The organism is Clostridium carboxidivorans P7, from assembly GCF_001038625.1.
GTDB lineage: Bacteria > Bacillota > Clostridia > Clostridiales > Clostridiaceae > Clostridium_AM > Clostridium_AM carboxidivorans.
This window is the reverse complement of record NZ_CP011803.1, coordinates 1365958-1382653: the sequence shown is the minus strand read 5'-3', so window position 1 is coordinate 1382653 and position 16696 is coordinate 1365958. Positions and strand designations below refer to the sequence as shown.

General features: G+C 28.0%; 19 protein-coding genes and 1 pseudogene. 8 read left to right on the top strand and 12 right to left on the bottom strand.

Features of this window, described 5'->3' with window-relative positions; translation table 11 throughout:
• Nucleotides 1-126 precede the first annotated feature (126 nt).
• Nucleotides 127-756 carry a class I SAM-dependent methyltransferase gene (locus Ccar_RS05940; protein ID WP_048029989.1) on the bottom strand — a complete coding sequence of 210 codons (630 nt, stop codon included), beginning with the start codon at nucleotides 754-756 and terminating at the stop codon, nucleotides 127-129.
• Nucleotides 757-863: 107 nt separating this feature from the next.
• Here Ccar_RS05940 and yeiL point away from each other — a divergent pair, with 107 nt between their 5' ends.
• Complete coding sequence (yeiL, locus tag Ccar_RS05935; protein ID WP_007064068.1) at nucleotides 864-1523, top strand: transcriptional regulator YeiL; 660 nt, start codon at nucleotides 864-866, stop codon at nucleotides 1521-1523.
• 126 nt (nucleotides 1524-1649) lie between these two features.
• Here yeiL and Ccar_RS05930 read toward each other — a convergent pair whose 3' ends face one another.
• Together Ccar_RS05930 and Ccar_RS05925 are read right to left on the bottom strand one after the other, a co-directional pair.
• Nucleotides 1650-2132 (bottom strand): hypothetical protein, encoded by a 483-nt coding sequence (locus Ccar_RS05930; RefSeq protein WP_007063691.1) that lies wholly within the window; start codon nucleotides 2130-2132, stop codon nucleotides 1650-1652.
• Between the two features lie 110 nt (nucleotides 2133-2242).
• Complete coding sequence (locus tag Ccar_RS05925) at nucleotides 2243-2653, bottom strand: YkvA family protein (protein WP_007063692.1); 411 nt, start codon at nucleotides 2651-2653, stop codon at nucleotides 2243-2245.
• A 200-nt stretch (nucleotides 2654-2853) separates the two neighbouring features.
• Here Ccar_RS05925 and Ccar_RS05920 point away from each other — a divergent pair, with 200 nt between their 5' ends.
• Nucleotides 2854-3138, top strand: coding sequence for a putative quinol monooxygenase (locus tag Ccar_RS05920; RefSeq protein WP_007063693.1), 285 nt, complete (start codon nucleotides 2854-2856; stop codon nucleotides 3136-3138).
• A gap of 113 nt (nucleotides 3139-3251) precedes the next feature.
• Here Ccar_RS05920 and Ccar_RS05915 read toward each other — a convergent pair whose 3' ends face one another.
• The 6 genes and pseudogenes from Ccar_RS05915 to Ccar_RS05890 all read right to left on the bottom strand — a co-directional run bounded on the left by Ccar_RS05915 (nucleotide 3252) and on the right by Ccar_RS05890 (nucleotide 9931).
• Nucleotides 3252-5048 carry an FAD-dependent oxidoreductase gene (locus Ccar_RS05915; protein ID WP_007063694.1) on the bottom strand — a complete coding sequence of 599 codons (1797 nt, stop codon included), beginning with the start codon at nucleotides 5046-5048 and terminating at the stop codon, nucleotides 3252-3254.
• A 19-nt stretch (nucleotides 5049-5067) separates the two neighbouring features.
• The gene (locus Ccar_RS05910) at nucleotides 5068-5529 is read right to left on the bottom strand and encodes an L-2-amino-thiazoline-4-carboxylic acid hydrolase (protein WP_007063695.1); all 462 of its coding nucleotides are present in this window, start codon (nucleotides 5527-5529) and stop codon (nucleotides 5068-5070) included.
• A gap of 53 nt (nucleotides 5530-5582) precedes the next feature.
• Nucleotides 5583-5894: a 2Fe-2S iron-sulfur cluster-binding protein gene (locus Ccar_RS05905; RefSeq protein ID WP_007063696.1), complete on the bottom strand. Its 312-nt coding sequence runs from the start codon at nucleotides 5892-5894 to the stop codon at nucleotides 5583-5585.
• A gap of 135 nt (nucleotides 5895-6029) precedes the next feature.
• Nucleotides 6030-6467, bottom strand: a complete 438-nt coding sequence (locus tag Ccar_RS05900) for a MarR family winged helix-turn-helix transcriptional regulator (RefSeq protein WP_007063697.1) — start codon at nucleotides 6465-6467, stop codon at nucleotides 6030-6032.
• Nucleotides 6468-6718: 251 nt separating this feature from the next.
• Nucleotides 6719-7915: pseudogene (locus Ccar_RS05895) on the bottom strand (PEP/pyruvate-binding domain-containing protein); the annotation flags it as partial.
• 342 nt (nucleotides 7916-8257) lie between these two features.
• Nucleotides 8258-9931 (bottom strand): GH3 auxin-responsive promoter family protein, encoded by a 1674-nt coding sequence (locus tag Ccar_RS05890; RefSeq protein ID WP_479723112.1) that lies wholly within the window; start codon nucleotides 9929-9931, stop codon nucleotides 8258-8260.
• 228 nt (nucleotides 9932-10159) lie between these two features.
• On the opposite strand from Ccar_RS05890, the gene Ccar_RS05885 reads away from it, so the two are divergent.
• From Ccar_RS05885 to Ccar_RS05865, 5 genes are all read left to right on the top strand, one after another.
• Nucleotides 10160-10705, top strand: a complete 546-nt coding sequence (locus Ccar_RS05885; RefSeq protein WP_007063700.1) for a glutathione peroxidase — start codon at nucleotides 10160-10162, stop codon at nucleotides 10703-10705.
• A 26-nt stretch (nucleotides 10706-10731) separates the two neighbouring features.
• Nucleotides 10732-11655: an NAD(P)/FAD-dependent oxidoreductase gene (locus Ccar_RS05880; RefSeq protein WP_035775323.1), complete on the top strand. Its 924-nt coding sequence runs from the start codon at nucleotides 10732-10734 to the stop codon at nucleotides 11653-11655.
• Nucleotides 11656-11676: 21 nt separating this feature from the next.
• Nucleotides 11677-11904, top strand: coding sequence for a glutaredoxin domain-containing protein (locus tag Ccar_RS05875; protein WP_007063702.1), 228 nt, complete (start codon nucleotides 11677-11679; stop codon nucleotides 11902-11904).
• A gap of 74 nt (nucleotides 11905-11978) precedes the next feature.
• Nucleotides 11979-12416 (top strand): MarR family winged helix-turn-helix transcriptional regulator, encoded by a 438-nt coding sequence (locus tag Ccar_RS05870; RefSeq protein WP_007063703.1) that lies wholly within the window; start codon nucleotides 11979-11981, stop codon nucleotides 12414-12416.
• A gap of 134 nt (nucleotides 12417-12550) precedes the next feature.
• Nucleotides 12551-13093, top strand: coding sequence for a histidine phosphatase family protein (locus Ccar_RS05865; protein ID WP_048029986.1), 543 nt, complete (start codon nucleotides 12551-12553; stop codon nucleotides 13091-13093).
• Nucleotides 13094-13382: 289 nt separating this feature from the next.
• Here Ccar_RS05865 and Ccar_RS05860 read toward each other — a convergent pair whose 3' ends face one another.
• Together Ccar_RS05860 and Ccar_RS05855 are read right to left on the bottom strand one after the other, a co-directional pair.
• Nucleotides 13383-13868 carry a flavodoxin family protein gene (locus Ccar_RS05860; RefSeq protein ID WP_035775318.1) on the bottom strand — a complete coding sequence of 162 codons (486 nt, stop codon included), beginning with the start codon at nucleotides 13866-13868 and terminating at the stop codon, nucleotides 13383-13385.
• A gap of 28 nt (nucleotides 13869-13896) precedes the next feature.
• Entirely contained in the window at nucleotides 13897-14598 is a 702-nt protein-coding gene (locus Ccar_RS05855) for a DUF3298 and DUF4163 domain-containing protein (RefSeq protein ID WP_007063706.1), read from the bottom strand.
• 686 nt (nucleotides 14599-15284) lie between these two features.
• On the opposite strand from Ccar_RS05855, the gene Ccar_RS05850 reads away from it, so the two are divergent.
• Entirely contained in the window at nucleotides 15285-15719 is a 435-nt protein-coding gene (locus Ccar_RS05850; RefSeq protein ID WP_007059617.1) for a nucleoside/nucleotide kinase family protein, read from the top strand.
• Between the two features lie 128 nt (nucleotides 15720-15847).
• On the opposite strand, the gene Ccar_RS05845 is transcribed toward Ccar_RS05850, so the two are convergent.
• Complete coding sequence (locus Ccar_RS05845) at nucleotides 15848-16657, bottom strand: DUF2935 domain-containing protein (protein WP_007059618.1); 810 nt, start codon at nucleotides 16655-16657, stop codon at nucleotides 15848-15850.
• Nucleotides 16658-16696 lie beyond the last annotated feature (39 nt).

Here is a 16696-nt window from a genome sequence, read left to right as displayed (position 1 = left end):
AATTCTACATCTAAAATTTTGTCCATTAGATATATAATATTACTTCAATCATATTTTTGTAAATATTGAAATCATAATTTTATACTTTTTCTAGTAATTCTAATTTACTCAACTCTAATTCATTACTTATTTTCGTCCTAAAAAATAAAATCCATTAGACTTGTTTCCATTCATAGTCGTATATGTAACTTGTTCTAAAGCTATATACTCAAAAAAATCACATAGTTCTTTAATCCATTTAATACTATGATGCCTAACAACAGCTCCTTCTGGTAATTCAAATACTCCATATTTTCCGTATTTGTTTTCAAATTCTTTATATCTTTTCAAATTACGTTCATCTGAATTAAGTAAAAAATCATTTATATAAATAACTCCATTTGGCTTTAAAATTCTCTTTATTTCTTTTATCAAATCCAATTGTTCTTTATCATCAATAATACAAGTTAAGACTGCAAACAGTATAACAGCATCGCAACTGTTATCTTCAAATTCAATTTCTTTTTTATTTTTAACTCTTAAGTCTAAATATGGATATTGATTTTTCCCACGTTCAATCATTTTTTCAGAAAAATCAATACCTACTAAATTACTATAGCCATGCTTATATAATTGTTGTAATGTTCTACCATAACCACAACCAATATCTAAAATAAAAGCATCCTTTCCAACAACTTTTTCAAAAGCTTCAAAATGAAATGGTGTTGTAAACTCTTTTTTATAAGCAACATTATTCCAATATACTTTTTGTTTCATTTCATTATTCCTCCTAATTTTTCTAGCAAATTAATTGAAGTATACCATCAATTTCGGTACAATAATATGAGAAATATCATACTGTTTTTTAATGGAGGTATAAGAAAATGAAATATCATGATAGAAACTTATTAATGTCATATCTTAAAGAATATCCTATACAGCAATATTTTTCTTTAAATATACTTCCTTTTTTAAGTTTAGTAGAATTTGATGATGGAGATTTCATTTACAAAGAAGACAGTTTGCCTTCTTATTTATTTTACATGATAAAAGGAAATGCCAAGCTTTATCTAACCCATAAAAATGGTAAAGTATCTCTTATAAACTTTTTAAAAGCACCCTGTTTTATTGGAGAAATGGAATTAATCAAAGCTCAACAATGCACTAATGAAGTGCAAGCTTTATGTAACTGTATTTGTTTTTCCTTTGATATATCAAAGTGCAGCAAATTACTTTTAGATGATAAAGTTTTCTTAAAGTATCTTTGTTTTTTTCTTAGTAAAAAAGCTATTGAAAATACAACGAATTATACGCAAAATCAAGCATATCCTCTAAAAAATAGATTAGCTTCTTTCATTCTACTAACAAATAGTAATGGATTATATGTTGAAAAACATTCTGAAGTGTGTGAATATTTGGGAGTAAGTTATCGTCATTTATTATATGTTATTGCTGATTTTTGCAAATCAGGTATACTCAAAAAAACAACGAATGGATATAAAATAATAAATATGAAACTACTTAATAAAATAGCAAAAAACTAATTTATGTTCTTCCCATTTGACTAACCCTATTTCAAATTGCCTTATGTCTAAAAAAACAATAAGCATCAAATTAAAAATTTAGATACTTATTGTTTTTAATATGTATATTTGCTATTTAATGTTTCGCTAAGAATTTGTTTTAAAATTACCTTTATCTAGATGTATTTCAACATTCATATCTGCTTTTTTGTAACCTACTAATTTTATACGATTATTACCCTTTTTAATTGACAACATCATAGATTCTTTTCCTCCATTATCTGCTTTACTACTTTTTTCTACTAGAGTGGTAACCTTATTATCTGGAGATATTAAAACAATTTTTCCCTTACCACTTTTTACAGACAAATTATATGGAACTTTCAAATCAAAATCTTTATCACTTTTATATTCCCAAATTGTTGTGTCGCCACTAATTTTTAAGTTTGCTTTATATAAACCTTGTTCTACCTTTTCATTACTGTTATCCATACCAAAAGTATCATATTCTTTACATATTTTAGAATTGTCATCATAAACCTTATCTGCAACATCATTGCTACATCCTACAAGCAAACTAACTACCATAGCTACAGCAGCAATTAATGTTCTTTTACGTTTTGAAAGCATGTTTATCCTCCTAATTTGTTATAGATATTGTAAAACCATAAAAATTATACCATATAAAAACTTTTATGTCTAAATACAACATACTTTTACTCCAATTATTAATGTAAACTTTATACATTAATTTTTACTCTAATAAACTTTAGCAAAATATAAGCAATTATAATGACCCAAATACATATTATAATGCCTCCAACAATCCAATTCTTAGGTTTTCCCTTTTTAAAAACATTTTCTGATTGTTGTCTACATTCATTCATAATATGTGTTGGTATGAGCTTTACAGCAAACATAATTCCAAGTGGTATTAAAATCAAATCATCAACATATCCAAGTATAGGTATAAAATCAGGTATTAAATCAATAGGGCTTAGAGCGTATCCTACTACCAGTATTGAGACTAATTTTGCATAAAAGGGTACATCATCACGTTTATATGCTAAATATAACGCCCCAATCTCTTTCTTGATTTTTTTAGCCTTTTGTTTAACATTTAAAAAACAAGTTTTTAATCCATTATTCATAAAACACCTCAAAATTTTGTGCATATTTAATAGCCTTTATATATGCATTTAGCTGTTTAGATGTTAATTATACCTTAATCCTAGTGAATTATAAAGTTCTGTTTGCACATTGATTGTTAATTTTAAAATTAAGTTTAAAATTAACAATCAATGTAGTATTATTAAATTATTAATTTTATTGAAAGAGATGGTGACAAATTATGATAAGAATAATATCTAAAAACACATTAAAAGATGGAAAAAGAGATGAATTCTTAAAAATAACAAAAGAACTAATAGAAAAAACCAGAAAAGAAGATGGCTGCATAGCTTATCATCTATTTGAAGACATAAATAATCCTTTGATTCTTACCTTCGTAGAAGACTGGAGAGATGAAGAAGCAATTAAAAATCATAATAATACTGAACACTTTAAAAGAATAGTTCCTCAATTTGGTGACCTTCGTGTAGGTAAAAGTGATCTAAATAAGTATACGGAAGTATAATAATTCATATTTGAAATAGTAGCTTTAATACATAATTAATTTAAATTACCACAAAGAAGAGAATTCATTTCCCCTTTGTTGGTAATTTTATTTTGTTCTAATAATCAATTTTACTATTTTAAAATTGAAATCATATAATCAGGAATGTTCTTATTTTTACCTTCTATAAGCTCCATTGTTGTAACTTTAGGCTTTCTAGTAGACATTTTCATTTTTCCATCTTCACCTTTTGAACTCATAATTCTTAAAAGCCAGTTATCATTATCTACAAATTCATAATCATCACGTATGTGGGTTCCCCTACTTTCTTTTCTCATAAGAGCAGCTCTTACACCTGCTTCTACACAAGTTAAAAGATTTCGAGATTGTATTGCTTCTAGCCATTCATAATTATAAACCTTATTTTTGCTTTTAGTACTCATTTCGTTAATAGCATGATCTTGCATTTTCAAAACTTCATCTAAAGCTTTTGTAAGTCCTTCTTCATTTCTTCTAAAATTAAAGCCAGCATCAGCTGTTTTTTCTATACTTCTGTGTATTTTTATAGGGCTTATTCCTTCTTTTCTTTCAAGAGGTAAAAGTATGTCTTTAATTATACTATCAATGTTTGTATTTTTCATAGTTGAATCATTTGCATTTTGTATATATTCACAAGCTGATAATGCTGACCTATATCCCTGTACCAGCATTTCAATAAGTCCATCTGCAACTCTCATAGCTCCAAACACACCACTTGTAGTTTCACCAGCTGCATAAAGTCCTGGTACTCCAGTATACATGTTTTCATCTACTTCAATACCACCCATGCTGTACTCGCATCCAAGACCTACTTCCCATGGAATTCCTTTTTTAATATTTTCAACGAAAGTATCTAGGTTATTTCCTTGATAAAATCCTTTTCCATACCACATACTCATTAATGGCTCAACTTGTTTTAGAAATCCTTCATAAGTCTCGAAAGGCACGTTTGAGTAATCAAAATATACTCCACCCTTTGGAGTACCTTTTCCCTTTGCAATTTCTTCTCCAAAATAGTAGGTAAATATAAGCTTTCCCATTTCACTTTCTTTGCTCATTTTAATCAATTCTTCTGGTATATTGTCTAAAATGCATTCACCCTTACCATTTTTAACAATAGGCATAAGCATATTTGAGTGTAAAAAAGGATAAATTGAACCTTTATATACCGATGGTGAAAGAGCAACTCCTGGTATATACAATAAAAATTCCATGTCTGCAAGCTTTGCTCCTGCACGATATGCCATAGCCATGCCATCGCCAGTCATATCGGAAACAGTACACTTAAAGGAATAAGGTTGATATCCTCCAGTTGCCAAAATAACTGACTTTGATCTAATTTCAATAATCTCTCCTGAATATATATCTATTCCAACTGCACCTACAGCTCTTCCATCTTCCATCAAAACATCTGCAACCATAAAATCTTGTATAACATCAATGCTGCCTGCCTCAGAAACTCCATATCGGCATCCATCTGCAACAGCTTTACCTGATGTTATATATCCTTCTTCTCCAAAAAATGCAACCTTATGTCCTGCTTTTTCAATCCACTGTTTGAGTTTCCAGCAGCATTCACCACAATCATTAACGAACTGCTCAACCATGTTTTGATCACTTAGGTAAAAAGACTGTTTCACAATTTCTTTAAATAAGTCTTCTTTTGTACTTTTAGGATCTGCTTCCTTGATTCCATATTTATAATATGCAGTTTCTCCATCCATTGAAAATCCCGCTCCTGCCATAATGGCATTACCACTTTTCCCAAGCTTTCCTTTTACTGCAAGCAGTACTTTTGCTCCTTTTTCAGCAGCTGTTACAGCTGCCATTGATCCTGCTCCAGAACCACCAACAACTAATATATCCATATTAATTATCTTATCTATTTTCATCTTAATTATCTCCTTATTCTTATAACTTTTTTAAATTAAACTTGCAAACTTTATCACCCTTTGCAATACAATAAGGTCTTTCTAACTTCATCCCAAAACTTTCAAATAAGATATTGTCTATATCACAATACAAATGTCCTACCTCCATACCAGCTTTTCCATACTGTGACCATATATCCTCCATAGGACAATAAGTAATCTCTAAAGGATTATTATCTGAATGCTTCCATCCTGTCGATGGCATATCCCTTACAGCAGCATATGTTTTTATATCATCCTCATCCAATCCTCTTTCCTTTGCTTCAGCCTTCATAGCCTTTACTCTTGCCTCACCAAATTTATTTATTGCAGATGAAATTGCTTCACTTCCATTCTCATTCCCCATTCTTTCAACCATTTCATGTGCCATAAAATAATATAGTTCAGCCATAAGCTTTGCATATCTCACTTCCGGATTTTCACTACTTTTTAAATTACTCATTTTATTTCCCTCCATCTTTTTTTAGTTAATAATTAAAAAAGAAAAATTAATAGTTATCGAGTAACTAAATCTTTTATTAACTTTTTTCCTTTTAAAGGTTCAAGGACAATTTCTTTATCATCCTTTACTACATGCGTGCATGCAAGAACAGGCTTACCATTAACCATAAGTGTACATCTTCCACAAATTCCATGGCCACAGGTACTATGTTTGTAGTAACTAAGACCACTATCACAATGTTCCTGTATATAATCAAGAATATTCATTACAGTCCACCTTTCTTTAAAAACTACTGGAACATCAAAATAATCATAATGCTCACTGTTTTCTACTGTTGGTTCAAATCGATATACTTTTACTTTCATTTCAAAACCTCCGATTGTAATAATTTTCGAATCATATAATTTACGAGCTTCGTAATATGTTATTAAAAAAATTTGGACGAATTCAAATATCTTTAAATTAAATATTTGAATTCATGCCAAATCTTCTATTCTTATTTATATAGAACTTGCTAGTTTTTTAAGGAACTTAATAAGAAACCTTTTTTCTTCTTCACTTTCTGTTGCTTCTAAATATTTTCTAGCAACAGCATAGTCAAATTTCATATGTTCTTCTTGAATATCTTTACCTAAATCAGTAATTTCAAGGTTAAAAGAACGTCTATCTTCAGGACTTATAACTCTTTTCAAAATTCCACGCTTTTCAAGACGATTTATAACACTCGTCAATGTACTATTAGGTATTTTTAATATATTCAATAAGTCCTTTATCTGTTTTCCCGGATTTTCTGCTACTACTCTTAAAACCCTAAAATCAACCATTGATATTCCTTTGGTTAAATCAGAGTACTCGTTCATAAACTTACTGCTCATCATTTTATATATAAGTTCATGTATAGCAGCATCAACAATTTTAATATCTTCATCATTTATCATAGTACATTTCTTCCTTACTTCGTAATATTTTGATTACGTAATAATATTAAAACAGTTCATAAAATTTGTCAAGGAAATTTTTTACTTATAACTCAATTTTCTCAGTTTAAAAATATTGCACCACAACTTTTTTAAGAGGACAATTGACAGAGGACAGTGAAGGAAGAAAACTCACCTTCATTGTCCTCTGTCAATTGTCCTCTCAAAAAGTTGTGTCATAATGTGCTTATTATTATATTAAGCATCTACTATGCTGGAAAAACCTTAGGTATAATTTCAGTACTTTTTAATTTTACTTCATCAAAATTTTGATGTAAAAAAGACTCCAATTGATCATCATCAACCATTAACATAGAATTTTCTTTGGAGATAAGACCTTCTTTTACCAGATCAACAGCAATTTTTAGTGCAGCTTTAGCTGTTCTTTTACCATTTCTTGTTTGAAGAAAATATAGTTTTCCCTGTTCAATGGTAAACTCTATATCCTGCATATCCTTGTAGTGTCTTTCCAATCTTTCTGATATATTTATAAACTCTTCATAGCAGTCTGGTAATTCCTGCTCCAATCTTGATATTTCATGAGGAGTTCTTGCTCCAGCCACCACATCTTCTCCCTGTGCGTTTGTTAAGTATTCCCCAAATATATGCTTTTCTCCAGTACATGGATTTCTTGTAAATGCAACTCCTGTTCCTGATGTTTCCCCCATATTTCCAAATACCATTGCTTGAACGTTAACAGCTGTTCCCCATTCTGTTGGAATGTTATTTAATTTTCTATATGCCACTGCTCTTTGATTATTCCAGGATCTAAATACAGCTTTTATTCCTTCTAGTAGTTGTTCTTTAGGGTCTTGTGGAAATTCCCTTCCTATTTCTTTTCTATATAAAGCTTTGTACTTTTCCACTATTTCTTTTAAATCATATAAATCTAAATCATTATCAAATTTAATTTTTTTATTTTCTTTTACTTCATCAAGAATATCCTGAAATTTTATCTTTTCTATTTTCATGACAATATCAGAAAACATTTGAATAAATCTTCTATAGGTATCGTATGCAAATTTTTCATTATTAGTTAAATTACTTAAAGCCTTCACAGTTTCATCATTTAAACCTAAGTTTAATATGGTATCCATTATTCCCGGCATGGAAACTCTAGCTCCAGATCTTACTGAAACAATCAGTGGATTGTGTGGACTTCCAAATTTTTTGCCAGTTAACTCTTCAACTTTAAATAATGCTTTATATATCTGAATTATTACTTCTTCAGATAAGTTTTTGTCATCTTTATAGTATTTTGTACAAGCTTCTGTAGACAACGTAAAGCCTTGTGGAACAGGTATTCCTAAATTTATCATTTCAGCAATGTTGGCACCTTTTCCACCAAGCAGATTCTGCATCTTTGCATTTCCTTCATTAAAAAGGTATACATACTTTTTGCATTCCATAAAACAGCACTCCTCTTAATGTAAACATTTCAATACATAATATTCACCGATCACTATATAGTATATATTATATAACATTTAGTATATACTTTTCAATATATAGTGTATGCTACTTACACTGTAATATGCACTATTTTGTGTGCACCCATTACTTTTTTCATAAAACACCAAATTTAATTTAATACAAAACTTACATAAAAAATAAAGGTAAACTTTCTAAATTAAAAGTTTTACCTGTTTTTAATCTATCTTTTATATTATGCAATTTTACCAAATTTATTCTTTAAAATATCATCAAAATATTTAATTATTATAAATTGCTTAGGATATACAGATAAAAATCTATCTACAAATATTTTTGTTAACAATATTTAATATAGTTTTATTGTTAATTATGACCCTTGGAATTTTAATTTGATTTTTAGATATTCCTTTATTGAATAAAGCTTCTCTTATCAAATTAAAGGTATTTGGTTTTAAAAGTATTACCTTTACTTTATCCAATCTTTTATTGTTTCTAGCTCTATCATAAGCTGAATTTGACTTTTTAAGTTCACTGTCTAAAGTTTTCTCTATTAACTGAATTTTATAATCTGGAATAACATCTTTAAATTCAAAATAAAAAATGTACCTTCCAGGCGTAACTGAATTATCAGGTATTGTGGTATAATCCACTAAGTTTAAACTCAAATTTCCCATGGTATTTCTTATAGAATTGGCTAAATGTTCTTCATTAGTCTTTTCTGCCGCCATATTAAGTACTTGATTTTTTCTATATAAGAATTCAACTTCCGGACAGTTATTGTAAAAATCAACTACTTTAATAACATCCCCAATTCTATATCTATAAAGTCCAGCATAATTAGTAATCACTATCTCATATTTTTTTCCTACTTTTAATTCATCTAAACGATAGGTATGATTGATATTTGCCTTTCCATCTTCAATTGGAATAAACTCATAAAAAACAGTATCAGGAATAATTATATATCTTATTTTTTTTGCATAAGGATTAATTCCCATCATAGCTTCAGTAGCAGCATAGCCTGGAGAATAAATACTAAGAGAATTCGTATAATAATTTACTTTGTCATCATATATAGAAAAATTTGCCCCTGTTACAGTTATAATATATAATAAGTTAGGCCATATCCTTTTACTTATCCCCTTAAAGCCTTTTTTAAATTCACATTCTAACTGATAAGCTCTACCTGCATTAGGTGAAAGAAGCTTATTTAAGCTGCACCTAGTACTTTCGTCAATATTTAAATTATTACTTATACGTCCTCTTCTTATGTCCCTTACCAAGCTTTCATGTTTACTTTCTAATACTCTAAATAAATCTAATATGTTAGAAATAAAAACTCCACCTATATATAAAAGTCCAACTTCCTTTAGTGCAAATAGTAAATGAAGGTAAAGAGCAGCTTCTCTATCTTTTATTTTCATTACCTCTATTGGAGAAGTATATAAATAAGGTAATATGCGTTTTATACCATTCATTCCTCCAGACGTAGCAGAACATATTGGAATTCCTGCCTTAGTATAAGTAGTCATGACCATGTCAGCTATCATCAATCCTTTTCCATAATTCCAATTTTCTTTAAAATTATCATAAGAATATTTATTAATAAGCAGTGCCATATACTTTGAAGCAATCTTTCTACTTCTTTTAGTACAAGGAATTAACTTTTGTTTACCTGTAGTTCCTGAGGTATGTCCAAAATATTCAACCTTGTCACTTATTAAGACCTTTTTTTCTCCATTTGCCATTCGTTCTATATAATCTTCATAATAAAGATATTCCGTTAATGGAACTTGTTTTTTAAAATCATCTATGGATTTAATATTCCTAAAATTAAACTTAATTCCAATTTCACTTTTATAATTTAACTTCAATATTTTAAATAACACTTTTTCATTTACTTCCCTGGAATTTTCAGTTTCTATGTCAAAGTTCCTTTTAACTGCTGCTCCACCCTCTATTGAAATTTTATATAATATCTTACTTATTATACTCGTAATAATACACTCCTTAAGTATTTTTCTATAATCAATATATGAAAAAAATTAAATGGTTGATATTTTCTTTTTATCACTTTCAAAATTATTTTATTAATAATTACTATTGACAAAGCTTAATTTTCATGATAAATTTAAATCACAGAATAGTTGTACACAATTTAATTGTACATTAAATGATTTTATAAAATATATTTATCGGGATAAAAGGAGGAAAAATTTATGTCAGTTTATGATTACAAAGTTATAGGAATAGATGGAGAGGAAATATCTCTTGAAAAATATAAAGGAAAGGTATTAATAATAGCAAATACTGCAAGCAAATGTGGATTTACACCTCAATATGCAGACTTAGAAAAACTTTACAATGAATATAATAAGCAAGGTCTTGAAATATTAGGCTTCCCTTGCAATCAATTTGCTGGACAGGAACCTGGAAATAATAAAGAAGTTAAAAACTTCTGTCAGCTTAACTACGGGGTATCCTTCCCACTATTTGAAAAAATAGATGTAAGAGGTTCTTCAGCACATCCTCTATTTAAATACTTAAGTGAAGAAGTTCCTTTTAAAGGCTTAAACTTAAACCACCCAGGCGGACAAATATTATATAACTTTTTAAAGGAACAATTTCCTGAATATTTGATAGGCAACTCTATAAAATGGAACTTTACTAAATTTTTAATAGATAAAGAAGGTAATGTAGTTGGTAGATTTGAACCTACAACCGAACCTTTAGACATGATTTCTGAAATAGAAAAACTATTATAAAAAGTTAAAAGGCCGGTGATAAAATGATTAAAAAAGAAAAAAAATTAGACCTTTTAATAATAGGTTCAGGACCAGCAGGACTAACAGCAGCTATTTATGCAGCAAGACTTAAACTTAAAACTTTAATTCTTGAAGATGAATTAGTGGGTGGGCAAATAAAAGATGCATATACAGTTGAAAATTATCCTGGCTTTATTTCCATAAGTGGATCAGAATTAATTGATAAAATTCAAAATCAAGCTATAAACTGTGGTGTGGAAATAGACGAATTTGATAAAATAGTATCTGTAAAACTTACAAATAGTGAAAAAGTTATTGAAACTAAAAGCTATATATATAAGCCTAAAGCAGTAATAATAGCAGCCGGAGCTAAAAAAAGAGAATTACCAATACCTGAAGAAGAAAAATTCCATGGAAAAGGAATTCATTACTGTGAACTATGCGATGGCCATTTATATGAAGGCAAACATATTGCAGTTGTAGGTGGTGGAAATTCAGCACTTCAAGCCGCTAACTTTTTATCTAAATATGCAAAAAAAATAACATTAATCCATAAACGAAATTACCTACGGGCAGATAAAAAAAATCAACAGGAACTATTTTATAATAAAAAAGTAGAAATTCTATGGAATTCTAAAATACAACATGCAATTGGAGATAATAAATTAGAATCTGTTCTTATTGAAAATGAAAAAGAAACTTACAAATTAGACTTAGATGGTATCTTTGTATATATAGGAACAGCTCCTAGAACTGATTTGTATAAAGATTATTTGAATCTTAATAGCTCTGGCAACATTGAAGCAGGTGAAACTTGCGAAACTAATATAAAAGGTGTTTTTGCAGCTGGTGATGTGCGAACTAAGCCTTTTAGACAATTGACAACCGCTGTAAGTGATGGAACAACAGCCGCATTAATGGCAGAAAAATATATAAAAAATGAGTATTAATTTTAAAAATGAGGTGATTTTATGGTAAAAGTGTATTCAATGCCTGATTGTCCTTGGTGTAAAAAAGCAAAAGCTTATCTTAACACTAAAGGAATAGATTATATAGATATAAATGTTGAAAAAGATATAGCTGGAAGGAAGGAATTGCTTGAAATATCAAAGGAACAAAATATACCAACAATAAATATAAATGGTAATATAATTGTGGGATTTGATAAAGATAAAATAGATGAATACTTAAATTTGTAAACTTCTTGATAATGATGTAAAATATTATAGAAAATATTTTACATCATTATTAATTTGCAAGGTTGTGATAATATATGAATTATGAATCATTGAAATTGGATAACCAATTATGTTTTGCACTATATGCTTGTGCTAAAGAAGTAACTCGAATTTACAAACCATTTCTTGATAAGTTTAGTATAACTTATACTCAATATATTACTTTGCTAGTACTTTGGGAGCAGGATAACTTAACTGTAAAAGAGCTTGGAAAAAAGCTTCACTTGGATTCTGGCACCCTTACGCCTTTATTAAAGAAGCTTGAAAGTATGAAATTATTAAAAAGAATAAGAGATACTCATGATGAAAGAAATGTATATATTAAATTAACCGATAAAGGTTTAAATATGCGAGATGAGGCCTTAGAAATACCTAAAAAAGTGTTTTGCAGTACAGGTCTTTCTATGGAAGAAGCCTCAAATTTAAAAGATAAGCTAAAAAACTTATTAAATAGTTTAGATGAAAAAGCATAGGATTCTGTTCTTTATTTAGAATCCTATGCTTTTATTATACTTTAAATATTTTTAGTTAATAGTTAATTATGAATAGTATTTTTAATTCTGCAAATTATATAAATTGAAATATTTATATAGAATGGGGAATTAACATGAAAATAGGACTTGTAAGACACTTTAAAGTAGGTTTAAAAAGAAGTTCCTTTATGTCATCGCAAATGTATAATGAGTACATGAATAAATATGAAGAAACAAGAGTTATTCCTAATGAATTAGTTATAGATAAGAACTGGGATAAATGCTACTGCAGTAGTATGCAAAGAGCTATTACCACTGCAAAAACTATATATCATGGTGACATAATAATAACAAACAAACTAGTAGAAATATCCTTTACAGCCAGAATAAATACCAAGCTTCCTCTACCCTATTATTTTTGGACATTTCTAAATAGAATTGCTTGGTTTAGAAATCACATTTCACAACCTGAAGGTAGAACAAAAACTTTAAAAAGACTTAATGAAATAGTTGATGAAATATTACAGCAAAAAGATAAAAACATTCTAATTGTAAGTCATGCTGGAGCATTATATGAAATAAGAAAAATACTTAGAAAAAAAGGATTTAAAGGACATAACTTTATAAAAGCTAGAAATGGTAAGTTATATGTTATGGAAAATGACTCTCTTAGTTAATTTAATAGTATTAATCTTCCACTCTCAACTATTCTAATTTAAACGACTTTAGCCTAGTATATCTTAGAACTTTAGTCGTTTAAATTAGTTTTTGTTACTGACAATATATACTTTGACAAAACACAATCAAGAATTGTACTCCTATGTTAATGGAACTATTTTAAATGAAAATAACTGTAAATGAAGCAATTTTCAATTTCATTTACAGTTGATTTTATTTTTTAATATTTAATTATCATTTCATAATATACATGTTTTTTACTATTAATACTTCTATATAAAATTAGATTTATAATTTATTCATTATATTTTTGGCCCATTTTTCTGCTCTACTTTTATTTAATTCTTTATCATTTTTTAATGGTTCTTTAAAACCTATTTCCCCTACTACTGTACTTTTAGTTAAGTGATTTCTAAAATTACCAAAGATTTTTCCACTTTGACCACCATAACAGCAAAATAATGCTATCTTTTTATTTTCTATTTTCTTTTTAGAAAAAAGCGTATTAAAAGCAGGTGTGAAAGTTCCTGCCCATACAGGAGAACCTAAAAAAATCATATCATAATCTTCTATACTTTTTTGTAAAGTTTTCAACTTTGGACATTCTTTAAAAATAACTTGCTTTCCACCAAGTACAAATTTTAAAAAACCTTTACTTGGTACATCCTTTTCAGGTTTAAGTTCTAATATATCCCCATTAACACATTTTGCTACAGCCTCTGCAATAAACCTGGTATTACCTTCTAAGGAATAATAAACAATAAGTGTTTTCATCATATCATCCCTTTCTATAAATGATAGATTAATATAATATTTTAGATATAGGGCCCATTGGACCTATTATATTTCTTATTTTGCTATATGGAATTTCTATTTTAAATAAACCATAAGCATAAGGTGTATATTCATAAACTTGATAATATAATACTAAACTATTGTTCGTTAAGTAATATTGTTGGTCTCTGGTTATCCCATTGTACTTATTTATCAGTAAAATATTATTTTCTTTAATATACTTTTGTGCTAATTCATTGAGGATAGGAATATAATACATTTTAGGATTAAACATGTCATTAAAACTATAAACTTCACCATTCTCTACATTAACTGTTATGGAAGAATATAAAGTAAATCCATGAGCTGCTCCTCTTTCATAAACATATAAAGCAAAAAGTATACTTAAAATACTGTTTCTATTTAAAGTTACTTCATAAGTTCCCAGTACCTCTTCAAAATCCATAACTTCAGGACGTAATACTTGAATACCAAAAAGTTTATCTACTTCGTCTGCAATTATATTATTAACTTTTGTTATACTCTTCTTAGAATCTGGATTCTCAATTACTGGATATGAAATTTTAAATTTAGGAGGCATTAAGTTTTGAGTTTTCAAATTTATAGCTTTTCTAAAATTTCTATAATTATGAGTGCTATTTTTATAAGTCAAAACATCTTTTTCATAAAATAAATCGTTACAATTATCAGGATAACTAAAATAAAACATTCTTAACTCCTTTAAAAAATACACTTTATAATATATTTATTCTTTATAGCTAAATATATACTATGTATTAACCTCGTATAGTTTTTAATAATACTATTATGACTTTACGCTTAAAATCTGCAAGCGGACATATTAATATCTATTTTAATACTATATATGTACTAAAAATTAGTGATAATTATGAAATTTTATATTGACATAAAAAAAGTAGATGATATAATACATATAAATAGAATTTATGCTAATAATCTATAGAATTCATCTATAGTAAAAATATTTAGGGGGATAAAATTATGAAAAATATCATTGGAAAGGGAATAAGCGGAAAATATTATTTTTATTTTAGCTGGGGTTACTTTTATTTTAGCGCTGGTTATTTTTTCTGCAAAAAAATATTTATTCCAATTTTCAATGAGTTTAATAAGTCAAAATTTATCTCGTATAAGAAACCTCTATACGTATAAGATTATAAATTTGATTTACGCAATAAGGCTCATTAGAGCCTTATTTTTTTACCTAATTTTATGTAAAATGCATCAATTATCTAATATATAATTAAAAATCTCTACAGCGCGCAAGAAGTTTTTGATTATATATTTAATACTAAACCACTGACACCAAATCATAAATTTCGTTTCACTGCTTAAGAATTAAATAAAATTTATTTATAAAGGAGAGATATTGTAATGGGAGAATTAAATAAAAATATAATTTTAATAGGTATGCCCGGTTCTGAAAAAATTACTATAGGTAAAATTTTGTCTAAAAAGCTTGGATTTAAATTTATTGATACAAATGAAGATGCAGATAAATCTTCATCTAAGCTTCCAAATGCTTCAAGTGGACAATGTTCTATAATTTCCACTGAAGTAGACACATTAAAAAAATGTTTTTCTATAAAAGAAAATGGAGTTGTAATTTTCATAGATAAACCTGTAGAAAAAATCATAGAAGATGAAGAAGTCCTTAATAATAGAACTCTTTTAAAAGCTGAAATTCATAATCTTAAGGAACATTTTCATGAAAAATACAAAAGCTACAAAAACTGTTGTGATTTGCATTTAATTAATAATAATAATATTAATGAAATTGTATATTATATTTGTTCTCTTTGGAGCTAGTACAATATTTAAAGAAAAAAAGTTACTACAAGGTATGCTAGACTATACCTTGTAGTAACTTCTAAATTAATAATCCCATGTATTAACTTTACACTGCTTTATACAAATTCTTGTTCTATTTTGAAAATCTAATATTGTATTCTTGGTCTTGTAGGATCACATTTAGGTTCTTTTACATCAGAATACATTGAAAGCTTTGTAAGATAATAACACTCTTCTCTTGACATGTGATCAGCTGCTAGAGGCTGAAGTGTACCAAGTACTTTTTTTTCTACTATTTCTTCTTTTAATTCATCTAAAAAATCTTTAAAATACGTCATTATTTTGTCTGCATTATAATTAAGTTTTCTAAGTGCAGGGAAATCAAAAATGCCAGTTCTTGTATATCCATTGTATTCCATGCTCTTTGAGTACAAATTATCAAACTCCTTAGAATATTCCCTACTCTTCTTAATTAATTCTTTTTCTGTACTATCAAGATTACTAGCTATAGTTAAAGCATGACCTGATCCGTCAAGAAGCCATAAAATATGAAGATGAATGACACCCACATTAGCTATCTTACCTCTTATTAAAGCATTTAAAATTAATATATATTCATCTAACTCGTTAAGCATATGATTAATAAAGGTAGGCGGCATCGACATAGCAATTTTACCTGTAATATGTTTACTAAGTATATGAAGCTTAAATTTTTTAATTTTTATCGCTGCATTATATGCTTGTTGATTAAGCTTAGGGAAATAAGGTCTGGACAATGGCTCTCTAGATTTTTTCAACAAATTATCAAATAAGTTTATAAATTCTTGTGCCTGCTGAATAAAAGCTTCTTCCTTTGGAGAAAGTGAATTCAAAATAAAACGAGAATGGTCTCCTAAAATCTGAAGCCAAAATTGATGTTCAAATAATGCCACTTCTTCAATACTACTAAACTTCAACTGTATCCTCCAACACAATTATTTCACTAACTATATAAT